The organism is Mycolicibacter sinensis, assembly GCF_001667375.1.
In the GTDB taxonomy this organism is placed as follows: Bacteria; Actinomycetota; Actinomycetes; order Mycobacteriales; family Mycobacteriaceae; genus Mycobacterium; species Mycobacterium sinense_A.
On sequence record NZ_LZIN01000024.1, the window covers coordinates 40,860 to 65,448 of the forward strand.

General features: G+C 68.4%; 22 protein-coding genes. 11 read left to right on the top strand and 11 right to left on the bottom strand.

Annotation, left to right across the window (positions count from 1 at the left end; all coding sequences use genetic code 11):
* Positions 1-14: 14 nt before the first annotated feature.
* Positions 15-620, top strand: a complete 606-nt coding sequence (locus A5771_RS04640) for a YqgE/AlgH family protein (RefSeq protein ID WP_064854029.1) — start codon at positions 15-17, stop codon at positions 618-620.
* Positions 621-637: 17 nt separating this feature from the next.
* Here the strand turns inward: A5771_RS04640 and A5771_RS04645 are convergent, their stop codons facing one another.
* Together A5771_RS04645 and A5771_RS04650 are read right to left on the bottom strand one after the other, a co-directional pair.
* Positions 638-1,075 (bottom strand): hypothetical protein, encoded by a 438-nt coding sequence (locus tag A5771_RS04645; protein WP_064854030.1) that lies wholly within the window; start codon positions 1,073-1,075, stop codon positions 638-640.
* Positions 1,076-1,099: 24 nt separating this feature from the next.
* On the bottom strand, positions 1,100-2,014 hold the full coding sequence (locus A5771_RS04650) for an LpqN/LpqT family lipoprotein (RefSeq protein ID WP_064854031.1): 915 nt from the start codon (positions 2,012-2,014) through the stop codon (positions 1,100-1,102).
* 185 nt (positions 2,015-2,199) lie between these two features.
* Between A5771_RS04650 and leuS the strand changes: the two genes are divergently transcribed.
* The gene (gene leuS / locus A5771_RS04655) at positions 2,200-5,085 is read left to right on the top strand and encodes a leucine--tRNA ligase (protein WP_064854032.1); all 2,886 of its coding nucleotides are present in this window, start codon (positions 2,200-2,202) and stop codon (positions 5,083-5,085) included.
* Between the two features lie 62 nt (positions 5,086-5,147).
* Complete coding sequence (locus A5771_RS04660; protein ID WP_234782945.1) at positions 5,148-6,242, top strand: adenylate/guanylate cyclase domain-containing protein; 1,095 nt, start codon at positions 5,148-5,150, stop codon at positions 6,240-6,242.
* Between the two features lie 2 nt (positions 6,243-6,244).
* Here the strand turns inward: A5771_RS04660 and A5771_RS04665 are convergent, their stop codons facing one another.
* The 9 genes from A5771_RS04665 to A5771_RS04705 form a co-directional block, all read right to left on the bottom strand.
* Complete coding sequence (locus tag A5771_RS04665; RefSeq protein ID WP_064854034.1) at positions 6,245-6,910, bottom strand: SDR family oxidoreductase; 666 nt, start codon at positions 6,908-6,910, stop codon at positions 6,245-6,247.
* Positions 6,910-7,431 carry a MarR family winged helix-turn-helix transcriptional regulator gene (locus A5771_RS04670; RefSeq protein ID WP_064854035.1) on the bottom strand — a complete coding sequence of 174 codons (522 nt, stop codon included), beginning with the start codon at positions 7,429-7,431 and terminating at the stop codon, positions 6,910-6,912. The genes A5771_RS04665 and A5771_RS04670 overlap by 1 nt, the downstream gene beginning before the upstream one ends.
* 56 nt (positions 7,432-7,487) lie before the next feature.
* Positions 7,488-8,234 carry an amino acid ABC transporter ATP-binding protein gene (locus A5771_RS04675; protein ID WP_064854036.1) on the bottom strand — a complete coding sequence of 249 codons (747 nt, stop codon included), beginning with the start codon at positions 8,232-8,234 and terminating at the stop codon, positions 7,488-7,490.
* Positions 8,231-10,012, bottom strand: coding sequence for an ABC transporter substrate-binding protein/permease (locus A5771_RS04680; RefSeq protein ID WP_064854052.1), 1,782 nt, complete (start codon positions 10,010-10,012; stop codon positions 8,231-8,233). The genes A5771_RS04675 and A5771_RS04680 overlap by 4 nt, the downstream gene beginning before the upstream one ends.
* Positions 9,994-10,782: an LLM class F420-dependent oxidoreductase gene (locus tag A5771_RS04685; RefSeq protein WP_064854037.1), complete on the bottom strand. Its 789-nt coding sequence runs from the start codon at positions 10,780-10,782 to the stop codon at positions 9,994-9,996. The genes A5771_RS04680 and A5771_RS04685 overlap by 19 nt, the downstream gene beginning before the upstream one ends.
* A gap of 32 nt (positions 10,783-10,814) precedes the next feature.
* Positions 10,815-11,702 (bottom strand): alpha/beta fold hydrolase, encoded by an 888-nt coding sequence (locus A5771_RS04690; RefSeq protein ID WP_064854038.1) that lies wholly within the window; start codon positions 11,700-11,702, stop codon positions 10,815-10,817.
* Between the two features lie 11 nt (positions 11,703-11,713).
* Entirely contained in the window at positions 11,714-12,805 is a 1,092-nt protein-coding gene (locus tag A5771_RS04695; RefSeq protein WP_064854039.1) for an inositol-3-phosphate synthase, read from the bottom strand.
* Positions 12,802-13,404 carry a PadR family transcriptional regulator gene (locus tag A5771_RS04700; protein WP_234782946.1) on the bottom strand — a complete coding sequence of 201 codons (603 nt, stop codon included), beginning with the start codon at positions 13,402-13,404 and terminating at the stop codon, positions 12,802-12,804. The genes A5771_RS04695 and A5771_RS04700 overlap by 4 nt, the downstream gene beginning before the upstream one ends.
* 129 nt (positions 13,405-13,533) lie before the next feature.
* Positions 13,534-14,376, bottom strand: a complete 843-nt coding sequence (locus tag A5771_RS04705; RefSeq protein WP_064854040.1) for a DUF1707 SHOCT-like domain-containing protein — start codon at positions 14,374-14,376, stop codon at positions 13,534-13,536.
* A gap of 111 nt (positions 14,377-14,487) precedes the next feature.
* On the opposite strand from A5771_RS04705, the gene A5771_RS04710 reads away from it, so the two are divergent.
* The 8 genes from A5771_RS04710 (at position 14,488) to A5771_RS04745 (ending at position 24,305) form a co-directional block, all read left to right on the top strand.
* Positions 14,488-14,913 carry a DUF5318 family protein gene (locus A5771_RS04710; protein WP_064854041.1) on the top strand — a complete coding sequence of 142 codons (426 nt, stop codon included), beginning with the start codon at positions 14,488-14,490 and terminating at the stop codon, positions 14,911-14,913.
* The gene (locus A5771_RS04715) at positions 14,831-17,392 is read left to right on the top strand and encodes a transglycosylase domain-containing protein (protein WP_428844385.1); all 2,562 of its coding nucleotides are present in this window, start codon (positions 14,831-14,833) and stop codon (positions 17,390-17,392) included. Before A5771_RS04710 ends, A5771_RS04715 begins: the two co-directional genes overlap by 83 nt.
* Entirely contained in the window at positions 17,389-19,005 is a 1,617-nt protein-coding gene (locus A5771_RS04720) for a glycosyltransferase family 87 protein (protein WP_064854043.1), read from the top strand. Before A5771_RS04715 ends, A5771_RS04720 begins: the two co-directional genes overlap by 4 nt.
* 86 nt (positions 19,006-19,091) lie before the next feature.
* The gene (gene rpsF / locus A5771_RS04725; RefSeq protein ID WP_064854044.1) at positions 19,092-19,382 is read left to right on the top strand and encodes a 30S ribosomal protein S6; all 291 of its coding nucleotides are present in this window, start codon (positions 19,092-19,094) and stop codon (positions 19,380-19,382) included.
* Between the two features lie 69 nt (positions 19,383-19,451).
* Entirely contained in the window at positions 19,452-19,970 is a 519-nt protein-coding gene (locus tag A5771_RS04730) for a single-stranded DNA-binding protein (RefSeq protein ID WP_207511590.1), read from the top strand.
* 33 nt (positions 19,971-20,003) lie between these two features.
* Complete coding sequence (rpsR, locus tag A5771_RS04735; protein WP_019736050.1) at positions 20,004-20,258, top strand: 30S ribosomal protein S18; 255 nt, start codon at positions 20,004-20,006, stop codon at positions 20,256-20,258.
* Between the two features lie 32 nt (positions 20,259-20,290).
* On the top strand, positions 20,291-20,749 hold the full coding sequence (rplI, locus tag A5771_RS04740) for a 50S ribosomal protein L9 (RefSeq protein WP_064854045.1): 459 nt from the start codon (positions 20,291-20,293) through the stop codon (positions 20,747-20,749).
* A gap of 484 nt (positions 20,750-21,233) precedes the next feature.
* A complete protein-coding gene (locus tag A5771_RS04745; protein ID WP_064854054.1) occupies positions 21,234-24,305 on the top strand; it encodes a replicative DNA helicase in 3,072 nt (1,023 codons plus the stop codon).
* Positions 24,306-24,589: the final 284 nt, after the last annotated feature.

Below are 24,589 nucleotides of genomic sequence, written 5' to 3' on the forward strand. Positions count from 1 at the left end.
GCCATTATGGGAGGGTGGCGCATCCCGAAGACCCCGAGGACTACGTCGCGCCCGCTGCGCATCGGGTCAGGGCCGGCACGTTGCTGCTGGCCAACACCGACCTGCTCGAACCCACCTTTCGCCGCACGGTGATCTACGTGGTCGAGCACAACGACGGCGGCACACTGGGGGTGGTGCTCAACCGCCCCAGCGAGACCGCGGTCTACAACGTGCTGCCGCAGTGGTCCGACCTGGCCGCCAAGCCCAAGACGATGTTCATCGGCGGGCCGGTGAAACGCGATGCGGCATTGTGCGTCGGGTTGTTGCGCGTCGGGGCGGAACCCGATGGCGTGCCGGGCCTGCGCCACATCGACGGCCGGCTGGTGATGGTCGATTTGGACGCCGAACCGGAGTCGATCGCGCCGCACGTGGAGGGCGTGCGGATCTTCGCCGGTTATGCCGGCTGGACCATCGGCCAGCTCGAGGGCGAGATCGAGCGCGACGACTGGATCGTGCTCTCGGCGCTGCCGTCCGACGTGCTGGTGCCGCCGCGGGTGGATCTATGGGGCCGGGCGCTGCGCCGCCAGCCCTGGCCCACGGCGCTGCTGGCCACCCACCCGATTGACATCAGCCGCAACTGAGCGGCCCGGCACGACGGCTACGAGCAGCCGCAACCGCTGCCGCAACCCGATGCCGGCTCCGGCGGTGCGCTGGCCGCGCAACCGCAGCCGGGACCACAGCCGACGTCCTCGGTGGGGGTGCTGTCGCCGCAGCCGCAGCCCGACCCGCAGCCACCCGCGCCGGCCGCCTCGGACTGGCGTGCCGCGTAGCGCGCCCCTTGCCAGGCACCGGCGGCCAGGATGGCCAGCGCGCCGCTGACCGAGATGATCAGCGCCAGCAGCGCGACCGTCGGCGGGCCGGCCAGCACCAGCGCACCGCCCACCGCCAGGATCACGCCGACGGCGACCTGGGCGGGTGCGACCGCCCGCAGCACCAGTTGCTCGGGGTCGCCGGTGAGCGGACGCGCCAGGGTCCGCACTCCGAACACCAGGGACACCACGGCCGCGAGCAGGCACAGCACACCCATGATCAGCATGGGCTCCAGAATACGAGGGGGTGGTCAGCCCGCGATGCCCGCCCGGGGCTGCACCGGGGCCGGTGCCGCGGGCCCGTGCGGAGCGTCGGGCAGATGGGTGACGCCCGGGCGCTCCACCCGGAACCCGTTGACGATCGCGTCGATCGCCGGGGCGTTGCCCACCGCGCGCCCGGCGCCGGTGGTCACGGTCAGCGAAACCAGGTAGGCGGCATCGTCGACCGGCACGATCACATGGCGCCGCGAGGTGTTCAGGGTCATGTCGGCGTCGCGGTAGGTGCCCTCGATCACCGAGGACGGGAACCCGTTGAAGTCGGCCAGCGAGGCGTTGGTGGTCTGCCAGGCCATCAGCTTCTGGCTGTCGACGAACCCGTGGGTAATCGCTTCCTTGGGGTCGAACTGTCCGACCAGGCGGTAGACCACCACCTGTGCGTTGGGGGTATACAGCGACCCGCTGCGCCGGTCGGCGATGACCGCGAACGCATCGGGCACGTTCGGGTCGGGAACGTGGGTCCAGCCCACCGGCATCGGCAGGGTGATGTTGAACGCGGTGAAGCCCGCGGCCTGCTGCGGCTCCAACTGCACGTTCCTGGCGGCGAAGTAGTCCCGCAACGTTCCCGAGGTCGCCGGAACCAGGGCACTGGGCGCCGCGGCGGGCACCGGAGATCCGGGTATGACGGCCGGAGCGGGCAGGGCCGGGACGGGTGCGGCCGGTCGCGGTACCGCCGCGAGCGGTGGCGCCACCGGCACTGAGGCAGGTTGGGAGGCCGGTTGGGCGGCCGGCTGACTGGCCGGTTGGGCGGCCGGGCCGTAGGGGTTGGGCGGCGTCGGCATCAGCGGATCGCCCAGCGCGACCGGGATTCCCACCGGGCCGCCGAAGCCCGCCGCTGCGACAGCCGCCAAGCCGACCAGTAGCCGCCAGCGGCGAACGGTGTTCGTCATGTCCTCACGGTCCTTCCGGGAGGGCCGGGCAGATGGCGCCCCGGCCGTGGATCGACGGTAACCAGCGGTGGTGCGCCCCACCAGGGCCGCAACCGAGCTGGAACGAACTCCTCATCGGCCCGCAACGCAACCGATACCAAGCCGCGGCGAACGGCCCGGCAAACCCGGCCCTTTACCCTGTTGAGGTGAACCAAGCCCCGACCACCCAGGGATCCAGCGACCCCAACGGCCAAGCCCCTCGCCACCGCTACACGGCGGCGCTGGCCGGGCGCATCGAAGGCGCCTGGCAGGACCACTGGGAGGCCGCGGGGACCTTCAACGTCGCCAACCCGGTCGGCTCACTGGCGCCGGCGGACGGTTCGACCGTTCCGGCCGACAAGATGTTCGTCCAGGACATGTTCCCCTACCCGTCCGGCGACGGCCTGCATGTCGGCCACCCGCTCGGCTACATCGCCACCGACGTCTACGCCCGCTACTTCCGGATGACCGGCCACAACGTGCTGCACGCGCTGGGCTTCGACGCGTTCGGCCTGCCCGCCGAGCAGTACGCGGTACAGACCGGCACGCACCCGCGCATCCGCACCGAGGCCAACATCGAGAACTTCCGCCGGCAACTGCGGCGCCTGGGGCTCGGCCACGACAACCGGCGCAGCTTCTCCACCACCGACGTCGACTTCTACAAATGGACGCAGTGGATCTTCCTGCAGATCTACAACGCCTGGTTCGACACCAGCGTGAACAAGGCCCGCCCGATCGCGGAGTTGGTCGCCGAATTCGACTCCGCCGCACGCATACTCGACGACGGGCGGGACTGGTCCCAGTTGACCGCGGGGGAGCGGGCCGACGTCATCGACGGTTACCGGCTGGTCTACCACTCCGACTCGATGGTCAACTGGTGCCCGGGGCTGGGCACGGTACTGGCCAACGAAGAGGTGACGGCCGACGGCCGCAGTGACCGCGGGAATTTCCCGGTGTTCCGCAAGCGGCTGCGGCAGTGGATGATGCGGATCACCGCCTACTCCGACCGCCTGCTCGACGACCTCGAGGCGCTGGATTGGCCGGAGAAGGTCAAGACCATGCAGCGCAACTGGATCGGGCGCTCCACCGGTGCGGCGGCGCTGTTCGGTGCCGACACCACCGACGGCGCTGCGGTGGACATCGAGGTGTTCACCACCCGCCCGGACACCCTGTTCGGCGCCAGCTACCTGGTGTTGGCGCCCGAACACGACCTGGTCGACCGGCTGACCGCCGCCGACTGGCCGGACGGGGTGGATCAGCGCTGGACGTTCGGCGCCGCCACGCCCACCGAGGCCGTCGCCGCCTACCGCAAGGCGATCGCGGCGAAATCCGATCTGGAACGCCAGGAGAACAAAGCCAAAACCGGTGTGTTCCTGGGCACTTACGCCACCAACCCGGCCAACGGCCGGCAGGTGCCGATCTTCATCGCCGACTATGTGCTGGCCGGTTACGGCACCGGCGCCATCATGGCCGTGCCCGGCCACGACCAGCGGGACTGGGAGTTCGCCGCCGAGTTCGGCCTCCCGGTCCTGGAAGTCATTGCCGGCGGCGATATCTCGGAATCGGCCTATGCCGGCGACGGCACCCTGGTCAATTCCGGCCCGCTGGACGGCATGGGGGTCGCCGAAGCCAAAGAAGCGATGACCCAGCGGCTGGAGGCCGACGGACGCGGCTGGGCGCGCATCGAATTCAAGCTACGAGACTGGCTTTTCGCCCGACAGCGGTACTGGGGCGAGCCGTTCCCGATCGTCTACGACGCCGACGGGCGTCCGCACCCGCTGGACTCCGCGGCGCTACCGGTTGAACTGCCCGACGTCGGCGACTACTCGCCGGTGCTGTTCGACCCCGACGACGCCGGCAGCGAACCCTCGCCGCCGTTGGCCAAGGCCACCGACTGGGTGCACGTCGAACTGGACCTCGGTGACGGCCTGCAGCCCTACACCCGCGACACCAACGTCATGCCGCAGTGGGCCGGCAGTTCCTGGTACGAACTGCGCTACACCGACCCGCACAACGCCGAGCAGTTCTGCGCCCCGGAGAACGAGGCCTACTGGATGGGGCCGCGGCCGGCCGAGCACGGACCGAATGACCCGGGCGGCGTGGACCTTTATGTCGGCGGGGTTGAGCACGCGGTGCTGCACTTGTTGTATTGCCGCTTCTGGCACAAGGTGTTACACGACCTCGGCTACGTCAGCTCGCGGGAGCCCTATCGGCGGCTGGTCAACCAGGGCTACATCCAGGCGGCCGCCTACACCGACGAACGAGGGTCCTACGTGCCGGCCAGCGAGGTCGTGGAGCGCGACGGGAAGTTCTTCTACCGGGGCGCCGACGGCGAGATCGAGGTGTTCGCCGAGTTCGGCAAAATGGGTAAGAGCCTGAAGAATTCGGTGTCCCCGGACGAGATCTGCGATGCCTACGGCGCCGACACGCTGCGGGTCTACGAGATGTCGATGGGCCCGCTGGACATGTCGCGGCCGTGGGCCACCAAGGACGTCGTCGGCGCACACCGCTTTCTGCAGCGGGTGTGGCGCCTGGTTGTCGACGAGGAGACCGGCGACACCCGGGTGCTCGACACCGACCCGGACGCCGACACGCTGCGCCTGCTGCACCGCACCATCGTGGGGGTGTCGGAAGACTATGCGGCCCTGCGTAATAACACCGCGGCCGCCAAGTTGATCGAGTACACCAACCACCTGACCAAGGCGCACCGGGACGGGGTCCCGCGCTCGGCGGCCGAGCCGCTGGCGCTGATGCTCGCGCCGCTGGCGCCGCACCTGGCTGAGGAACTGTGGCGGCGCCTGGGCCACGAATTCTCGCTGGCGCACGGGCCTTTTCCAGTGGCCGACCCGGCGTATCTGGTCACCGACACCGTCGACTACCCGGTACAGGTCAATGGCAAGAAGCGCGGCCTGGTCACGGTGGCCACCGACGCCGACCAGGACGCCATCAAGGCTGCCGCGCTGGCCGATGAGAAGGTGCAGGCGTTCTTATCCGGGGCCACGCCGAAGAAGGTGATCGTGGTGCCCGGCCGGCTGGTCAACCTCGTAGTGTGACAACATTTTAGGGCAACATCATGTGGGCCGACGCCAGCGCGTTTCGTGAGACCTTAGCGGAGATGGGACTGCTCGACGGCCTCGATGAGAGCGCTTGCGGGGAGCGGACCGAGCTCGTGGCATGGTTGCTGGAGCAAGGCTTCGGCTTGGAGCAGATCCGGGACGAGGTCGCCCCGATGCTGATGCCGGCGCACCGCGCGCTGGGCGACGACGGCAAATACGTGTCGGAACGTGAGGTGAGCATCGCCCACGGAATCGATCTGGCTCTGTTACAAGGCATCCAGCGTGCCCTGGGGCTACCCCGGCTCGGCGATCCCGACGCTGCCCTGCTGCTGCGCGCGGACGCCGAGGCCGCCCTGTGTCTGCAGCGACTCATCGGAGTCGGACTCGACCCGGGCCAGGTGTTGTTGATGATCCGCCGGCTCTCCGACGGCATCTCCCGTGCGGTTCCAGCGTTCCGCTACAGCACGATATCGGCGATCATGCGGCCGGGCCTCACCGAGCTCGAAGTGGCCAAGGCCCACGAGGAGATCGTGCAAGCCGTCATCCCTTTGCTGGGCCCCATGATTCGGGACATCTTCTTCGTTCAGCTGCGGCGTGTACTGGAAGGTGAGGCGGTCAACGCCAGTGAGCGAGCTGCCGGAGTGGCGCTGCCCGGACCGCGGCAGCTCGCGGTGGCCTTCGCCGACATGGTCGGGTTCACCCGGTTGGGGGAGGCGGCGCCGCCCGAGGAACTGGTAGGGCTGGTGGAGCGACTCGCCGATATGGCGCACGAAGCGGTCAACCCTCCGGTGCGCCTGGTCAAGACGATCGGTGACGCGGTCATGATGGTTGCGTCAGACGCCGGCAAGCTGCTCGACACGACGCTGAGGCTGCTCGACGCGGCAGCACAAGACGAAGCTCTCCCGGAGCTACGGATCGGCATCGCCTCGGGCTGGGCGGTGAGCCGGGCCCGGGATTGGTTCGGCAGCCCGGTCAACGTCGCCAGCCGGGTTACCGACGTTGCCGAGCCGGGAACGATCATGGTGGAGGGCGAAGCGCGCGCGGCGATCGGCGATGCGGCCGGCTACAGCTGGTCATTCGTCGGCGCGCGCGCACTCAAAGGCGTGGAGGGCGAGACCAAGCTGTTCCGGGTACAGCGGCAGACGAGCCGATAGAACTAGCGCGGGCGGACGACGACCTCGTGCAGGTGCCCATCCGGCGGGGTGCGCACCGCGGCGGCCACCACCTCGGCGACGGTGTCGGGGCGCAGGAAGCGGCCCGGGTCGTACTCGCCGCCCTCGTAGGCGACCAGGTCCTGCTGCATCTCGGTGTCGACGCGGCCGGGGTAGACCGTGGTGACCCGCAGCGCGGGCTCGTCGTTGCGCAGGGCGTCCGCGAACGCCCGCAGCGCGAACTTGCTGGCCGAATACGACGCCATTCCCGCCGAAACCTTCTGGCCGGCACCGGAGTTGATGAACACCACCTGCCCGCGGGCCTGCCGCAGTGCGGGCAGCAGTGCCAGCGTCAGGGCGACGGCGCCGAAGACGTTGATCTCGAAGGTGACCCGCCACTCCTCGATAGCGGACTCGCCGGCCGCACCGGGCAGCATCACCCCGGCGTTGTGCACCAGCACGTCGAGTTCGTCGACGATCTCGGTGGCCGACTCGATCTCGTCGGCGTCGGCGAGGTCCAGCGGCCAGGTGGTGGCGCCGAGCCGTTCGGCAACGGTGTCCAGGCGCGCCGACGGCCGGCCGGCCAGCAGCAGCGTGTGAGTGGGCGCCAGGGCCGCCGCTATCGCCGACCCGATGCCGCCACCGGCACCGGTGATCAGCGCAGTCGGCATCAACCGCAATCCAGCGGGCAGTCCGCCCCGTCATCGGGGCCGGCATCGCCGGTGGCGGCCGCACCCCAGTTGGCCAACCGCTCCAGCGGTTCCAGCGCCCGGGTCAGGGTGTCCAAATCCTCGGGGGTGAGCCTGCTCAGCATCGCCGCGAGGGCCGCGTGCCGGTTGGCCAGCGACTGACGGTGACTGGCCAGGCCCTCCTCGGTGATGTCGACCAGCACCGCCCGCAGATCTGAGGGGTCCCGGCTGCGTTTGACCAGACCGATTTTCTCCAGCCGACGGATCGCCACCGTGGTGGTCGGTGTGCGCACTCGTTCGTGGGCGGCCAGTTCGGTCATCCGGATCGGGCCACGGTCCAGCAGTGTGATCAAGATCGACAGCTGAGCCAGGGTCAGCTCGCCGGTCTTCTCCCCGCCGCTGATCTCACCGCGCCGGAGTATCGAGAACAGTTTCGACAGCGAACGGTGCAAGCCCTCTGCGATCGCCGTCACCTGCGGCGTATCGGCTTTGCTCTCCGCCATAGTTCGCCAGTCTAACCTGTGGTTCTTATTAGGGGGATCGGTTGCGCAGGTTGCTGTCACAACACCTGGGAGAGGAACTTCTGCAGCCGTTCGGTCTCAGCGTGGTCGAAGATCTGCTCGGGCGGACCCGATTCGACCACCTTCCCGCGATCCATGAACACCACGGTGTCCGACGCCGACCGGGCAAAGGCCATCTCATGGGTGACCACCACCATGGTCATGCCGTCGGCGCCCAGTTCGGCGATCAACGCCAGGATCCCTTTGACCAACTCCGGGTCCAGCGCCGAGGTCGCCTCGTCGAACAACATCACCTGCGGCTGCATCGCCAAGGCCCGGGCGATCGCCACCCGCTGCTGCTGTCCGCCGGACAGCGCCGAGGGTCGTGCCGCCGCCTTGTTCTTCAGCCCGACCCGGTCCAGCAGGCCCAGCGCGAGTTCACGCGCGGCGTCGGGGGACAGGCCGCGCAGCTTGCGTGGGGCCAGGGCGATGTTGTCCAGCACACTGCGATGCGGAAAGAGATTGAAATGCTGGAACACCATGCCGATCCGCTGGCGCAGCGCGTCGGGATCGTCGCCCAGCACTGATCGGCCGCCCAGCAGGATGTCGCCGGCGTCGGGTTCGTGCAGCCGGTTCAAGGTGCGCAGCATCGTCGACTTGCCCGACCCCGACGGCCCGATCACCGCCGCGGTGCTGCCCGCCGGCACATCCAGGTCGACGCCGCGCAACACGGTGTTCTTGCCGAAAGACAACTGAATTCCCTTGGCCGCCAGGGATACCGGCTCGCGTGAGGAGGCTTCGGTCACGTCATCTCCTGACCGGCGATCGCCGGGTTCAGCTCGACGGAATCGTCGGCCTCGGCGGGCCGGCCGCGCCGCAGCCGATGGTCGACGACGTTGACCAGGTGCGTCAGCGGAATGGTCAGGGCCAGGTAGAGCACGCCGGCGGCCACCAGCGGAGACAGGCTGCCGGTCTGGGCGTTGAAGTCGCGGCCCACCTGGAACAGCTCGCGCTGGCCGGCGACCAGGCCCAGGAAATACAGCAGCGCCGAGGCCTTGAGCAACGCGATGAACTGGTTGACCAGCGCCGGCAGCACCCGCCGGATGCCCTGCGGGATGACCACCAGCCGCATCGCGTCCGAATAGCCGAAACCCAGTGCGCGCGAGGCCTCCAGCTGGCCGGCCTCCACGCTCTGGATGCCCGAGCGCAGGATCTCCCCGATGTAGGCGGCCGCGGTCAGGCCCAGCGCGGCGATGCCCAGCGGGTACGGATTGTTATGCGTCAGCCCGCCGATCAGCGGTCCGACCGCCAGGCCGATGAGCAGGATGATCAGCACCTCGGGCAGGCCCCGGAAGATGTCGGTGTAAACCCTCGCCGGCCAGCGCAGCCACCGGGTGCGGGAAATCCCGGCGACGGCCAGACCCAGCCCGGCCACCAGGCCGATCACCCCGCCGCTCAGCGTCAGTAGCACCGTGTTGGGCAGGCCCGTCTTGAGCAGGTCCGGTAGGGCTGCGCGGTAGAGCTGCCAGTCGAAAAACGAGTCACGCAGTTGTGCCAGCGTCGATTTGGGGGCGTAGGGCTCGGCGTCGGGTTTGTGCAGCCGCGCGGCGATCGCGGCGAAATCCGGCAGGTGCGGGGTGGCCGCGGACTTGGAGCCCGGCTGCCAGTCCGGCGGCAACGGCCGTGGCACCCAGTCGGTGTAAAGCTGCGGCCAGGTGCCGTCGGCGATGACGGCATCCAGGCCGGAGTTCAGCGCCGAGATCAGCGCCCGATTGTTCTTGGCCACCGCATACGCCTCGAAGCCGGCCGGGCTGGCGGTGTAGCCGAGGATCTGTGCCGGATCGCCGGGGCGCATCAGCCTCAGCGCCGTCAGCGACGGCGCCACCCAGGCCTCGACCTGCCGGCTCTTGAGGCTGGCATAGAGCGTGATGGAGTCGGGGAACCGCACCGGTTCCAGCTCCAGGGTGTCGACGACATAGGCGTCCTCGATGGTGCCCTGCACCACCGCGATGCGCCGGCTTCCGGTCAAGGTGTCGAAGCCGGTGATCTCCGAGCCGGCCGGAACCACCAGCGCCATGTAGCCGAAGTCGTAGCCGTTGGTGAAGCCGACGGTGCGCCGGCGAGCATCGGTGGCGTTGATCGACGCCGAGCCGACGTCGAAGCGCCCCGACTCCACCTGGGCGAGCAGCCCGAAGAAGTCCGTGCCGATGAACTGGATTCGCAAGCCGAGCTTCGCGGCAATGGCGCGCAGCAGCTCGTTGTCGAAACCGCTGTAGCGCCCGGTGGCGTCGATGCAGTTGGTCGGCGGGCTCTCGGTCAGCGTGCCGACGGTCAACACACCGGGGGTGGCCAGCCCGAGCTTGGTGATGTCGATCGAGCTCAGCGGTTCGACGCCGGCGGTGGTGTATTTGTCTTCGCGGGGCCGTTTGGCGGTGGCCAGTTTGGGCGGCAGCGCCACGGCGGCCTGTTCACCGGCGGGCGCGCACTGATCGGGGACGGCTGCCGCCGGGGGGACCGCCGCCAGCCCGCCCACGATCAGCAAGGTGGCGAAAAACGCCGCCAGCTTTAGCGCTGGTCGCGCCATCGGCACAGCGCCTCGGCGCCGGTCAGGTCGTAGTCCGGCCCGCTGCTCCCGATGGTCAACAGGCTGACCCCGAGTTCGGTCATCGACTCTGCTGCGGTGAGCAACTCTGCTTCGGTTTGATCGTTGCCCAGAGCGGTCGAGTGTTCGATGGTGGCGGGATCGCGGCCCACTGCGGCGCAGTGCTCGGCCAGCACCGCCGCCTTTTGCGGATAGGTGTCGGCGTCGGCGAAGCTGTGCCACATGTCGGCATGCTCGGCGACCAGGCGCAGCGTCTTGCGCTCACCGCTGCCGCCGATCAGCAGCGGGAGCTCTCGGACCGGCGCCGGATTCAGTTGCGACAGACGGCTTTTGATGCGCGGAAGGGCGGCCGCCAGGTCGTCGAGGCGGCTGCCCGCGGTGCCGAACTCGTAGCCGTATTCGTGGTAGTCCCGGTCCTTCCAGCCCGAGCCTATGCCCAGAATCAGCCGACCGCCGCCGATGTGGTCCACGGTGCGGGCCATGTCGGCGAGCAGCTCGGGGTTGCGGTAGGAGTTGCAGGAGACCAGCGCGCCGATCTCGATGCGCGAGGTCTGTTCGGCCCAGGCGCCCAGCATGGTCCAGCATTCGAAGTGCGGGCCGTCGGGGTCGCCGTAAAGCGGGAAGAAATGGTCCCAGTTGAAGGCGATGTCGACACCGAGATCCTCACAGCGCCGGACGGCGTCGCGGATCGCGCGATATTGCGGGGCGTGCTGGGGATGCAGTTGCACGCCGATGCGGATGGGTCGGGTCATTTCGCCACCCTAGCCCCGCTGAACCGCCGGGATCAGGGGAGCGCGGTACGCAGCAGCTCGACCAGCGCACGCGGCTGGTCGCCTTGCACCGAATGCCCGGAGCCGGCCACCACGTGCGTGGTCAGGCCCGGGCAGCGTCGGGCGTACTCGGCGACGTCGTCGGGAGAGACGAACGCCGAATCGCCACCGCGGATCAAAGTGGTCGGCGCGGCGATCGCCGAGACGTCGGTCCACAGCTCGCCGGAGTCCCCGACGCTACGGATGGTGTCGTAGCGCCAGGTCCAGCGGCCGTCGGGCAGCCGTCGGCTGTTGTGGAACAGGCCGCGCCGCAGGGATTCCGGATCCCGGTGCGGGGCCGCCAGCGCAGTGACGGCCAGCATCGAGGCGAAGTCGGGGAACGTGCGATCGCCCTGGGTCAGCGCCACCGTCCCGCGCTCGGCGGTGCTCATCTCCGAATGCCGTTGCGGCGCAGACGGAGTCACATCCACGAGCACCAGCCGGTGGACCAGCTCGGGTGCGATGGCCGCCAGCCGGATGGCGGCCAGCCCGCCCAGCGACATGCCGACCACCAACTCGGCGGCCGGCGCCTGCTCGCGCACCACCGGTGCCACGGCGGCGGCGTTGCGTTGCGGGGAGTAGTCGCCGTCGTCGCGCCAGGCTGAGCGGCCGTGACCGGGCAGGTCCACCGCCAGCGCGGGCACGCCCAGGCCCACGATCACGGTGTCCCAGGTGTGGGCGTTCTGCGCGCCGCCGTGCAGGAACACCACCCGCGGCGGCGCGGTCCCCCAGCGCAGGGCGCTGACGTCGCCGGCCTCGATGCGCTGCACGGTAGGCAGCGGTCCGGTCACACCGGCCTGTTCGGCGTTGCCGGCCAGCAGCGCGAACTCCGACAGGCCGGCCAGCTCGTCGTCGGGAAGCACCCGGCGAACTGCTAGCCGGTGATGAACTGCTCGAGCTCGGCGCGGGCGACGTCGTCGGGCAGCTGCTCGGGCGGGCTCTTCATCAGGTAGGCCGAGGCCGGGATGATCGGCCCGCCGACACCGCGGTCCTTGGCGATCTTGGCCGCGCGCACCGCGTCGATGATGATGCCGGCCGAGTTCGGCGAGTCCCACACCTCGAGCTTGTACTCCAGGTTCAGCGGCGCGTCGCCGAAGGCGCGGCCCTCCAGGCGCACGTAGGCCCACTTGCGGTCATCGAGCCAGGCCACATGGTCGGACGGACCGATGTGCACGTTCTTGTCCTCGACCTTGCCGGCCAGCGAGCCGGTCAGGTTGGAGGTGACGGCCTGGGTCTTGGAGACCTTCTTGGACTCCAGGCGCTCGCGCTCGAGCATGTTCTTGAAGTCCATGTTGCCGCCGACGTTGAGCTGGTAGGTGCGGTCCAGCGTGACGCCGCGGTCCTCGAACAGCTTGGCCATCACCCGGTGGGTGATGGTGGCCCCGACCTGGCTCTTGATGTCGTCGCCGATGATCGGCACGCCGGCGTCGGCGAACTTCTTGGCCCACACCGGGTCCGAGGCGATGAACACCGGCAGCGCATTGACGAACGCCACTCCAGCGTCGATGGCGCACTGGGCGTAGAACTTGTCGGCCTCATCGGAGCCCACCGGCAGGTAGGACACCAGCACGTCGACCTTGGCCTCTTTCAGCACCGAGACCACGTCGACGGCGTCGGCGTCGGAGACCTCGATGGTGTCGGCGTAGTACTTGCCGATCCCGTCCAGGGTCGGGCCGCGCTGCACCATCACGTTGGTCGGCGGCACGTCGGCGATCTTCATGGTGTTGTTCTCCGAGGCGAAGATGGCTTCGGACAGATCGAAGCCGACCTTCTTGGCGTCCACGTCGAACGCGGCGACGAATTTCACGTCGCGAACGTGATAGGGGCCGAATCGCACGTGCATCAGGCCAGGCACCGACGAGCTGTCGTCGGCGTCCTGGTAGTACTGCACGCCCTGGACCAGCGAGGAGGCGCAGTTACCGACGCCGACAATGGCGACCCGCACATCCGTCGTTTGCTCAGTCATTTCCGACGTTCTCCTTTTTCTGCTGTCACTGCTGACGTGCTGTTTGTGTTGTCCTGATACCCGCGCCGTGCCGGATCATGCGAGACGTGTTCGGCCGCGATCAGCTCGTTGAGCCACTTGACCTCCCGCTCACTGGATTCCAGCCCGAGCTGGTGCAATTGACGGGTGTAGCGGTCCAAGGAGTTGCTGGCCCGCGTCACGGCGTTACGCAGACCCTCCCGGCGTTCCTCCACCTGGCGGCGGCGGCCTTCCAGGATCCGCATCCGCGCCTCGGCGGGGGTGCGGTTGAAGAAAGCCAGGTGAACTCCGAAGCCGTCGTCGGTGTAGTTTTGCGGTCCGGTGTCGGCCACCAGCTCGGTGAACCGCTGACGACCGGCGTCGGTCAGCCGGTACACCCGCCGGGCCCGGCGCACCGGGGTCCCCGCCGGTGCCGCGTCTTCGGCGATCAGCCCGGCCGTCTGCATGCGCCGCAGCGCCGGATACAGCGAGCCGTAGGAGAACGCCCGGAACGCGCCCAGCAAACCGGTCAACCGCTTCCGCAACTCGTAGCCGTGCATCGGTGACTCGAGCAGCAAGCCGAGTATGGCAAGCTCAAGCACCGATTCACCTCCCGATGTGATGGTTTAGCTACGATTGTTCGACGGTTCGGGCCATAGTATCGCGCCGATATAACAGAACCCAAGTGGCCTAGTGTTCGCGCAACGTTCACCGCCGGATAAGCCCCGAGCTCAGGACGGGTAATTGATGCGCTTGACGGCACCGTCGCCGGCGACGGCGATGTAGCCGCCGCCGTAGTCACTGGAGACGTACACCGACAGCGACAACTCCCCCGGGGTCGTCGGATCCCGGGCCGGCTCGATGATCAGGTAGGTGGAGGTGACGTCGGCGGGTTGGATCCCCAACGTTTCGGGGGCCCCGCGCAGGATGCCGATCACGGCTTTGGCGTCGAACCGGCTCAAATCGGCCGCGACGGCAGTGCTGCTCTTGGCCGAGCTGGACGGATCGTCCCAGCCGCCACGGTAGGTGTAGTTCAGTTCGCGACGTCCCTCGCCGGGGTCGGGCCGGGTCAGCGACGCGTACTCGGGGTAGATCACCAGCCGGTATCCCACGGTGTCACCGAATTTCTGGCGGGCCTGCTCGAGCAGGCCGGTCAACCCGCCCAGCGAATGCAGCTGCCGCGGCGGGGTCAGCACCACCGGGGCGACGCCGTCGGGTTTGGCGCCGGGGTCGGAGGTGAAGCTCAGCGGGGAACTGGTGTCGCCGTACACGCCCCAGCCGATCCCGATGCCCAGTAGTCCGGCGGCGAGCAACGCACCCACCGCGAGACCGCGACCCGGCAGCCGCAGCGGCTTGGCCAGCACCGGCAGCTGCGCGGGCGGGCTGGCGATCTGCAGGTCGGTGATCAGGTCGCGGAGCTCGCCGAGGGTGACCGCCCGAGTGGCCGCACTGATGCGTTCGCGGTGTTCCTCGGCTGACAGCTGGCCCTCGGCCAGGGCGGCGTCGAGGATCCGGCAGGTGTCGTCTCGGTCACTGTCCTTGGCCCGGGTTCCGGATGTCTGCCGCGTTGCCACCCGATGATGCTAGAAGCTGGCGGCCTGCGGTGGCCGCTGAATCCGCCGGTCGGTGCGGGATAAGGGCGTTCGTCACACCCGCCCGCGCGGACCCGACGTACTCTGGTCACCGTGCGATTGCAGCGACAAGTGGTGGACTACGCGCTCCGGCGCCGTTCCCTGCTGGCCGAGGTCTACTCCGGACGTACCGGGGTGTCCGAGGTCTGCGACGCCAACCCGTATCTGCTCCGGGCGGCGAAGTACCACGGCAAGACGAGCGCGGTGGTCTGCCCCATCTGCCGCAAGGAGCAGCTCACCCTGGTGTCGTGGGTGTACGGCGACGACCTGGGCGCGGTGTCGGGTTCGGCGCGTTCCGCCGAGGAACTGGTCTTGTTGGCGACCCGTTTCCCGGAATTCAACGTGCACGTGGTCGAGGTGTGCCGCACCTGCAGCTGGAATCATCTGGTGAAGTCGTATGTGCTGGGCCTCGCGCGCCCGCCGAAGGGATCCCGGGGGCGGCGGACGGCACGCAGCGGAGCCCGTACCGCCAGTGAGTAAGCACCACGACGACCGGCCGGGGGATGCCTCGTCCGGGCGGTCCGACGTCGGCGGTCGCCGCGCGCCGGGCCCGCCCGATGACCGGCAGACCACGATCATCCCCGCCGTCGACGACGCGGTCACCGCCGACCTGCGCGATCCGATCGACGCGGTCAAAGCCGCCCTCGACGGCGCGCCGCGGCAACGCGAGCAGGCGCTGAGCGGACGGCGCCCGTCCCGGCAAGAGCCGCCGCCGGAGGACCCGGCCGACGCGTCGCCGCGGCGAAACCTGCGCTCCGAGCACACCGAGCGGCCCGCTGCGCAAGACCTGCGGGACTGGCTGCGCCGGCACCCGCCGAACTGGCGGTGGATCCGGCGGGGGCTCTACATCGCCGCCGCGGTGATGCTGCTGCTGCCGGTCATCACCTTCGCGATGGCCTACTCCATCACCGATGTGCCCTCACCCGGCGACATCCGCACCAACCAGGTATCGACGATTCTGGCCAACGACGGTACGGAACTGGCGAAAATCATTCCGCCGGAAGGCAACCGCGTCGACATCGACATCAACCAGGTGCCGGTGTATGTGCGCAACGCGGTGCTGGCCGCCGAGGACCGTGACTTCTACTCCAACCCGGGCTTCTCGGTGTCGGGTTTCGCCCGCGCGATCAAGAACAACCTGTTCGGCGGTGACACCCAGGGCGGCTCGACGATCACCCAGCAGTACGTCAAGAACGCCCTGGTCGGATCCGAGCGGGCCGGCATGGGCGGATTGCTCCGCAAGGCGAAAGAGCTCGTGATCGCCACCAAGATGTCCAGTGCATGGCCCAAAGATGATGTGCTGCAGGCCTATCTGAACATCATCTACTTCGGCCGCAGCGCCTACGGGATCGCCGCGGCGTCCCGGGCCTACTTCGACAAGCCCGTCGAGCAACTCGACGTCGCCGAGGGCGCGCTGCTGGCCGCGCTGATCCAGCGACCGTCCACGCTGGATCCCGCCGTCGATCTCGAAGGTGCCATCGACCGGTGGAACTGGGTGCTCGACGGCATGGTGGAGACCGGAGCGCTCTCGGCCGGGGAGCGTGCCGCCCAACAGTTCCCGGAGACGGTGCCACCGGAGCTGGCCCGCTCCCAGAACATCACCACCGGGGCCAACGGGCTGATCCAGCGGCAGGTCACCAAGGAACTGTTGGAGCTGTTCGACATCAACGAGCAGACCCTGAACACCCAGGGTTTGCAGATCACCACCACCATCGACCCGCAGGCCCAGAGCGCCGCCGAAGACGCGGTGGAGACCTACCTCAAAGACCAGATCCCCAACATGCGTTCGGCGGTGGTCTCGATCGATCCGCGCGACGGCGGGGTGCGCGCCTATTACGGCGGTTCGGACGCCAACGGCTTCGACTTCGCCCAGGCCGGCCTGCAGACCGGGTCGTCGTTCAAGGTGTTCGCCCTGGTGGCCGCGCTGGAACAGGGCATCGGCCTGGGCTATCAGATCGACAGTTCGCCGCTGACCCTCGACAACGGCCGGACCAAAATCACCAACTCCGAGGGTGAGAGCTGCGGGGTCTGCAACATCGCCGAGGCGCTCAAGCGCTCGCTGAACACCGCCTACTACCGGCTGATGCTCAAACTCAAGAATGGGGCGCAGGACGTCGCCGACGCGGCGCACCAGGCCGGGGTGGCCAAGAGTTTCCCCGGTGTGCCGCACACCCTTTCCCAAGACGGCGGGCCGCCCGAAGGCGGCGTCGTGCTGGGGCAGTACCAGACCCGGGTGATCGACATGGCCTCGGCGTACGCGACGCTGGCCGCCTCGGGCGTCTACCACCCGCCGCACTTCGTGGCGAAGGTGGTCAACGCCGAGGGCCAGGTGCTGTTCGACGCCCAGACGTCCGAAGACACCGGCGAGCAGCGCATCCCCAAAGCGGTCGCCGACAACGTCACCTCGGCCATGCAGCCCATCGCCGGCTGGTCGCGCGGACACAACCTGGCCGGTGGCCGGCCCTCGGCGGCCAAGACCGGCACCACCCAGCTGGGGGACACCGGCGCCAACCGGGACGGCTGGATGGTCGGTTACACGCCGTCGTTGTCGACCGCGGTGTGGGTCGGCACCACCGGAGGCGATGAGCCGCTGGTGAATCAGTGGGGCGGCCCGGTGTACGGGGCGGGTATCCCGGCCGACATCTGGAAGGCCACCATGGACGGCGCCTTGCGGGGCACCTCCAACGAGACCTTCCCGACGCCCACCGAGATCGGCGGCTACGCGGGCGTGCCGGCCGCGCCGCCGCCGCCCCCGCCGCAGGAGACCGGGCCGCTGACCGAGCCGTCGGAGACCGTCATCCAGCCGACGATCGAGATCGCCCCGGGTATCACCATCCCGATCGGTCCGCCGACCACGATCCCGGTCGCCCCGCCCGCGCCGTCCTCGGCCCAGGAGCCGCAGTCCCCAGGGTCCCCCGAGCAGTCCGCGACCGCGCCGGGTGAACCGGCGGTTCCGTGACCCAGCGCCCGGTCTGCTCGCCGCAGCCATTGGCCGCTGATCTGCGCAGCGCCGACGACCGCGACTTGCCCAGCCGCACCGACGCATTCGCACAAGCCCTGTCCAACACCGTCGGTGGGCCGGTGGGCCGGCACGCGCTCATCGGGCGCAGCAGGTTCATGACGCCACTGCGGGTGATGTTCCTGATCGCCGTGCTGTTCATGGCGTTGGGCTGGACCACCAAGTCGCCGTGTCTGCAGAGCGCCGGCAGCGGCGGCCCCGATCAGCGGGTGGCCAACTGGGACAACCAGCGCGCCTACTTCCAGCTGTGCTACTCCGACGTCGTACCGCTCTACACCGCCGAGCTGCTGGACCAGGGCAAGTTTCCGTACAAGTCCAGCTGGGTGGAGAAGGACTCCTCCGGCAAGGAGCAGATCCGCTACGACGGGCAGCCCGCGAAGCGCTACATGGAGTATCCGGTGGTGACCGGGCTTTACCAGTACGCGGCGATGGCGCTGGCCAAGACGTACACGGCGATCACCAAGGTGGTGAAGATCCCGGCGCTGAGCGGGGTCGCCGAAGTGGTGGTGTTCTTCGACATCGTCGCGCTGGGCCTGGCCCTGGCCTGGCTGGCCACGGTGTGGTCCACCGCGCTGGTGGCCGGGCGGCGAATCTGGGATGCGGCGCTGGTGGCGGCCTCGCCGCTGGTCATCTTCCAGATCTTCACCAACTTCGACGCGCTGGCCGTCGCGTTCGCCGGCGGCGGGCTGCTGGCCTGGGCCCGACGCCGGCCGGTGGCCGCGGGGGTGCTGCTCGGGGTGGGCACCGCCGCCAAGTTGTACCCGGCGCTGCTGTTGTTTCCGCTGCTGGTGCTGGGGCTGCGCACCGGGCGACTGGGTGAGGTCAGGCGCACCGCGGCGGCGACGGTGGTGGCCTGGGTGGTGGTGAACCTGCCGGTCCTGGTCTTCGCGCCGCGGGGCTGGAGCGAGTTCTTCCGGCTGAACTCCCGCCGCGGCGACGACATGGATTCGCTGTACAACGTGGTGAAGTCGTTGACCGGCTGGCGCGGCTTCGACGGCGACCTGGGCTTGTGGGAGCCCCCGACGGTGCTCAACCTCGTGGTCGCCGTGTCGTTCGCGCTGTGCTGCGCCGGGATCGGCTACCTCGCGCTGACGGCGCCGCGGCGACCGCGCCTGGCGCAGTTAGCCTTCCTGGTGGTGGCGGCTTTCCTGCTGACCAACAAGGTGTGGAGCCCGCAGTTCTCGCTGTGGCTGGTGCCGCTGGCCGTGCTGGCCCTGCCGCACCGCCGGGTGCTGCTGGCCTGGATGACCGTCGACGCGCTGGTGTGGGTGCCGCGGATGTACTACCTCTATAGCGTCCCGGATCGCAGCCTGCCCGAGCAGTGGTTCACCACCACGGTGCTGGTGCGCGATCTGGCGGTGCTGGGCTTGTGCGCGCTGGTGATCCGGCAGATCTATCGTCCGGAGCAGGATTTGGTGCGCGAGCACGATATCGACGACCCCGCCGGCGGGGTGTTCGACCGGGCGCCGGATTACCCGCCGTCCTGGTTGCCGGCGCGATTGCGGCCCACACCCGCGCCGGCCGATTTCGTTCCGCAGCCCGGCCTCCGGTAACCTAGCCGGGTTGCCGACGCAGGCGACCCTCCTGCCGTGGACACATCCACGGCCGCACTACGACCATAGGAGGTGATGAGGTTCCCATGCGTCCATACGAAATCATGGTCATCCTTGACCCCACTCTCGACGAGCGCACCGTCGCCCCGTCTCTGGAGACGTTCTTGAACGTCATCCGCAAAGACGGCGGAACGGTGGAGAAGGTCGACATCTGGGGTAAGCGGCGCCTGGCCTACGAGATCGCCAAGCATGCCGAGGGCATCTATGCGGTGATCGACGTCAAGGCCGCCCCGGCGACCGTCTCCGAGCTCGACCGGCAGCTCGGCCTGAACGAGGCGGTGCTGCGCACCAAGGTGATGCGGACCGACAAGTCGTAGCAGGCTGTCGTCGCCGTTGCGTAGGCTCAGCTGACAATGCAGCGTCGATACCGACCTTAGGAGGGCCCCGTGGCAATTGGTGACACCACGATCACCGTCGTCGGAAACCTGACCGCGGACCCCGATCTGCGGTTCACCCCGTCGGGGGCGGCGGTCGCCAACTTCACTGTGGCGTCCACCCCGCGGGTCTACGACCGGCAGAGCGGTGAGTGGAAGGACGGCGACGCGCTGTTCCTGCGGTGCAACATCTGGCGTGAGGCCGCAGAGAACGTTGCCGAGAGCCTCACCCGCGGATCGCGGGTGATCGTCACCGGCCGGCTACGGCAGCGGTCCTTCGAAACCCGCGAGGGCGAGAAGCGCACCGTCTACGAGGTGGAGGTCGACGAGATCGGCCCCTCGTTGCGGTACGCCACCGCCAAGATCAACAAGGTCAGCCGTGGCGGCGGCGGCGGCGGTTTCGGCGGCGGGGGCGGCGGCATGCAGTCCCCGGCGGCAGCCTCCTCCGGCGGCGCGCCCGCGGAAGACCCGTGGGGCAGTGCTCCGGCGTCCGGCTCCTTCGGCGGCGCCGACGACGAACCGCCCTTTTAGACCAACGAACCACAGCACGAAAGAGATAAATAGATGGCGAAATCCAACAAGCGGCGGCCGGCTCCCGAGAAGCCGATCAAGACTCGCAAATGCGCGTTCTGCTCCAACAAGAAGCAGGTGATCGACTACAAGGACACCTCGCTGCTGCGCACCTACATCAGTGAGCGGGGCAAGATCCGCGCCCGCCGTGTGACCGGCAACTGCGTTCAGCACCAGCGCGACATCGCGCTCGCGGTGAAGAACGCCCGCGAGGTCGCGTTGCTGCCCTTCACCTCGTCGGCGCGCTAGCCGGCCACTGACATCCGAGAAAGTACGAAACGATGAAGCTGATTTTGACCGCTGAGGTGGACCACCTCGGGGCGGCCGGAGACACCGTCGAGGTCAAGGACGGGTATGGCCGCAACTACTTGCTCCCGCGGGGGCTGGCGATCGTCGCCTCGCGCGGCGCGCAGAAGCAGGCCGACGACATCCGCCGGGCCCGCGAGACCAAGCAGGTGCGCGACCTGGACCACGCCAAGGAGCTCAAGGAAGCTCTGCAGGCGCTGGGTACCGTCACCCTTCCGGCGAAGACCTCCGGCGACTCGGGCAAGCTGTTCGGCTCGGTGACCGCCGCCGACGTGGTTGCTGCGATCAAGAAGGCCGGCGGGCCCAACCTCGACCGGCGGATCGTCCGGTTGCCCAAGGCCCACATCAAGACCGTCGGCAGCCACCCGGTGTCGGTGCGCCTGCACCCCGAGGTCCACGTCGACGTCACGCTCGACGTCGCCGCGGCGAACTAGCGTCTACTGCAACAGCCCCGGTGGCGGCCTGATCAGCCCCGCCGGGGCTTTGCTCTGCCCATATCCGGTTAACTTCGGTTAACTCTGGCTAACTTTGGGGGCGGTGCGTACTCCTCGTGCTATTTACCCGGTCGTGGAGCCCCGTCCACCTACTCGCAAGGCAACACGCCCAAAAGGGCAACCTGAGCCGACACGCCGAAGAGATTGTCTTCCACAGTGCAGAGGCCAGGGTGTGGTGCGCTTACCTGCGGAGATAGCCCAACGTGGGTGGACCATCCACAGGTCTTCCCCACCGTCCCAAACAAGTGAAGGACCGGTGTCCACACTTCATCCACACCTTTGTGAACAAGCGCGTTTGGTGCCGACGCCAGCAACGCCTACCGTCAACCCGGCACGACGCGATGGGGGTGTCGGTGTCCACGGCTATCGTCGGGACATAAACGTCGAATAGATGTTCGAGCGTGCTGCGGAGGAGGTGGGGCGTATGGCAGTGGTCGACGACCGCGGGCACTCGGAACTCGAGGAGCCGCCTCGCGAGGATGTCGGCCGCCAGCCGCCCCAGGATCTCGCCGCCGAACAGTCGGTGCTCGGGGGCATGCTGCTGAGCAAGGACGCCATCGCCGACGTGCTGGAGCGGCTGCGGCCCGGTGACTTCTACCGTCCGGTGCACCAGAACATCTACGACGCGATCCTGGACCTCTACGGTCGCGGCGAGCCGGCCGATGCGGTGACGGTCGCCGCCGAGCTCGACCGCCGGGGTCTGCTCCGCCGGGTCGGTGGGGCGCCGTATCTGCACACGCTGATCTCGACGGTGCCGACCGCGGCCAACGCCGGTTACTACGCCACGATCGTCTCGGAGAAGGCGCTGCTGCGTCGGCTGGTGGAGGCCGGCACCCGGGTGGTGCAGTACGGCTACGCCGGCGCGGAGGGCGCCGATGTGGCCGAGATCGTCGACCGCGCCCAGGCCGAGATCTACGACGTCGCCGACCGTCGGCTCTCCGAGGACTTCGTTCCGCTCGAAGACCTGCTGCAGCCCACCATGGACGAGATCGACGCGATCGCCTCGCACGGCGGGATTGCGCGCGGCGTGCCGACGGGCTTCACCGACCTCGACGAGGTGACCAACGGGCTGCACCCGGGGCAGATGGTGATCATCGCGGCGCGGCCGGGCATGGGCAAGGCGCTGGCGCTGAACACCCCGCTGCCGACGCCGAGCGGCTGGACCACGATGGGCGAGGTAGCTGTCGGGGACGAGTTGCTGGGCGCCGATGGGCAGCCCACCCGGGTGGTTGCGGCCACCGAGGTGATGCTGGGCCGGCCCTGTTATGAAGTCGCGTTCTCCGACGGCACGGTGATCGTCGCCGACGCGCAGCACCTGTGGCCGACGGACGCCGGTGTCCGCACGACCGCGCAGTTGCGCTGTGGACTGGACCAGATCGCCCCGGCGGGCTCGGCGGCTGGTGGGGGAACCGCGCTGCTTGCGCCCGCGCTGAGCCTGGTGTCGGTGCGACGAGTGCCCAGTGTCGCGGTGCGCTGCGTGCAGGTCGACAACCCAGCGCGGCTGTACCTGGCCGGCCGCGGCATGGTGCCCACCCACAACTCCACGCTGGCGCTGGACTTCATGCGGTCCTGCTCGATCAAGAACCGGCTGCCCAGCGTCATCTTCTCGCTGGAAATGGGCAAGTCCGAGATCGTCATGCGGCTGCTGTCGGCCGAGGCGAAGATCAAGCTCGGCGACATGCGCTCGGGCCGGATGACCGACGACGACTGGACCCGGCTGGCCCGGCGGATGAGCGAGATCAGTGAAGCGCCGCTGTACATCGACGACTCACCGAACCTAACCATGATGGAGATCCGCGCCAAGGCCCGCCGGCTCAAGCAGAAGGCCGACCTGCGCCTGGTGGTGGTCGACTACCTGCAGCTGATGACCTCGGGCAAGCGGGTCGAGTCGCGCCAGATCGAGGTTTCGGAGTTCTCCCGGCACCTGAAGCTTTTGGCCAAGGAGCTCGAACTACCGGTGATCGCGCTCAGCCAGCTCAACCGTGGGCCCGAGCAGCGCACCGACAAGAAGCCGATGCTGGCCGACCTGCGGGAATCCGGCTGCCTGACCGCGTCCACGCGAATCCTGCGGGCCGACAACGGCTCCGAGGTCACTCTGGGTGAGTTGATGCGCACCGGGGAGCGGCCGCTGGTGTGGTCGCTGGACGACAAGCTGCGGATGGTGGCCCAGCCCATGACGAACGTGTTCCCCAGCGGGCATCGCGAGGTGTTCAAACTGCGGATGGCCTCCGGGCGTGAGGTCGAGGCCACCGCCAACCACCCCTTCCTCACCCTGGACGGTTGGGTGCCATTGGGCGACTTGAACATCGGGGATCGGCTGGCGGTGCCGCGCCGGGTACCCGAGCCGGTGGATACCACGCGGATGGAGGACTGCGAGGTCATCCTGCTGGCGCACATGATCGGCGACGGGTCATGCGTCAAGAACCAACCGATCCGGTACGCCTCCATCGATGAGGCGAATCTGACCGCGGTGACGGCGGCGGCCATGCACTTCGGGGTAATGGCGGTGCGCGATGAATACCCGGCCGCGCGGGTGACCACACTTCGCCTTCCGGCGCCGTATCGGCTGACCCACGGTAAGCGCAATCCGATCGCAGCGTGGCTCGACGGGTTGGGGCTGTTCGGGAAGCGCAGCTACGACAAGTTCGTGCCGCGACAGGTTTTCGCGCTGCCGAACGATCAGGTCGCACTGTTCCTGAGACACTTGTGGGCTACCGACGGGTCGGTGTCCTGGGACGCCAAGGCGGGCGGGGGGCGGATCTATTACGCGTCGACGAGCCGGCGGTTGATCGACGATGTGGCGGCGCTGCTGTCGCGGATGGGGGTGTTCGGCCGCATCAAGCGCGTCCCCAAGGCCGGTTATCGCGACTGCTGGCACCTGTGCCTCTACGGCGCGGAGAACCAGGTCAGGTTCCTGCATATCGTCGGGGCCCAGGGCGCTAAAGCGGTGGGCGCCAAGGCGATTCTGGCGAATCTTCAAGGCGTGACCCGCAACCCCAACCTGGACACCGTTCCCAAAGAGGTGTGGGCGCAGGTCCGCCGTGCGCTGGCGGATCAAAAGATGACCCAGCGGGAGTTCGCCGCTGCCATGGACACGAAGTACTGCGGGTCGACGATGTGGAAGCACGCGCCGAGTCGCGCCCGGCTGCACCGTGCGGCTGCGGTGCTCGAGGATCTAGACATCCATGCGCTGGCGACCAGCGACGTGTTCTGGGACACCATCGTGGAGATCACCAGCATCGGCGAGCACGATGTGTTCGATGGAACCGTAAGTGGCACACACAATTTCGTGGCGCAGGGGATCTCAGTTCACAACTCGCTAGAACAAGATGCTGACATGGTGATCCTGCTGCACCGGCCGGACGCTTTCGAGCGCGACGACCCGCGGGGCGGCGAGGCGGACCTGATTCTGGCCAAACACCGCAACGGGCCGACGAAGACAGTGACCGTGGCGCACCAGCTGCACTTGTCGCGGTTTACGAATATGGCGCACTGATCGGGCGGTCCTGTAGGGTCTCACCGCTGATGTCATTTTCTCAGCGGCGGTGTCATCTCCTTGTCATGTGTCTCACGAACGTGTCATACGCGTTGGCGCATACGTCGCAGGTTTTGAACCCACGGAACGGCGACGCCGCTCGGACGCGAGCGACAAGTTCTGCACCGCGAAGCTGTTGACATGACGAACGTCATCCTAGGAACACACGTGCGGCTCCTCAGGTTCTGGTGGGGAGCGTGACCTGCAGTCCTCCTAGGCAGAGGTAGATCATTGAGGCCAGTGTT